This window comes from Streptococcus danieliae (assembly GCF_009767945.1).
GTDB classification, from domain to species: Bacteria; Bacillota; Bacilli; order Lactobacillales; family Streptococcaceae; genus Streptococcus; species Streptococcus danieliae.
The window spans coordinates 1-1,251 of record NZ_WSRS01000153.1 but is presented as its reverse complement, the minus strand read 5'-3'; the positions used below and the strand labels follow the sequence as shown (position 1 = coordinate 1,251).

Genomic DNA, 1,251 nt, shown 5'->3' with positions numbered 1-1,251 from the left:
ATTTGGCGCTAGACGTCGTGTATTGAAAATGAAATCACTAAAACAAGGAATCATTCAAGACAAAGAGGTAACTAATATGCGGGCAGTATTTGGAATTGATGTGAGTAAGGCGAGCTCAGAAGTAGCAGTTTTCGTGAATCAGAAAAAAATTCATGCTTATACCATACCAAACGATGGTGTTGGATTTTCTCGTTTACTAGATGACTTGAACAGTGTTCAGAAGCCAGAAATTATTTTTGAAGCAACTGGAGTCTATTCTCGTCGTCTTCAAGCTTTTCTCGAAGATCATAACTTTGCCTATACACGGCTCAATCCTTTGGAGGCTAAGAAACAACTCGATGGACTCCGTGTTCGTAAAACCGATAAGATAGACGCTGAAAAATTAGCTCAGTCTCAGTTTCTTCTGAATAGAAAACCAACTCATGTTTCAGAAGAGGTCTATCAAAATCTGCGAGATCTCAGTCGATTCTATCAAAATCTAACAGATGATATCGTTCGAGCTAAGAATCGTCTTCACAAGGTCCTACAAGTCACTTTTCCTGAGCTAGAAGGAATTCTATCAAGCCCAAAAGGGGATCAATACTGGGAATTAGTCACTGCTTTTCCTAGCAGTTATTTTGTATTGGATTTGACTAACGAAGAATTAGAAGCTACCATTCGCAGATCCACATCCAAACGGATTTCAGACCAGCGAGTCGCTGAGTTGACGGAAAAGCTTATTAGTCTAGCTAAGCAGTCTTACTGTGCTGTTAAGAAAGACTCTCCTATGCTCGAACAAGCTCGTTACTACACTCAAGAATTACAACGATTATCGGACTGTAGGCAAGCTGCTCTGGATGAGATGAAGAGTCTAGCTGAGTTCTTACCAGAATACGACATCTTATTGTCTATTCCAGGAATTGCAGAAACTACTGCCACCAGTATTATCGGGGAACTCGGGGATATTCGTCGGTTTAAAACTGCGAATCAGCTAAATGCTTTTATCGGTATTGATTTAAGACACTATGAATCTGGAGACTATCTAGCCAAGGAACACATTACGAAGCGTGGGAATCCTTATGCACGGAAAATTCTATTTAGGTGTATTTACAACATCATTTCGGCTAGTCGTACCAACCCCTGCCATATTGCGGACTTTTATGAGAAACGAAAAAAGCAATCACAAGCGACTTCAACCAAGCCACATGTGATTGCCTCTATGCATCGTCTCATTCGAACGATCCATTACCTCATAACGCACAATAAACTTTA

The 1,251-nt window shown here is 40.4% G+C and carries 1 protein-coding gene; it reads left to right on the top strand.

What is annotated here, in order from left to right; all coding sequences use genetic code 11:
* Positions 1–76 precede the first annotated feature (76 nt).
* On the top strand, positions 77–1,251 hold a 1,175-nt coding region (locus E5983_RS09110), incomplete at its 3' end, for an IS110 family RNA-guided transposase (RefSeq protein ID WP_160333500.1).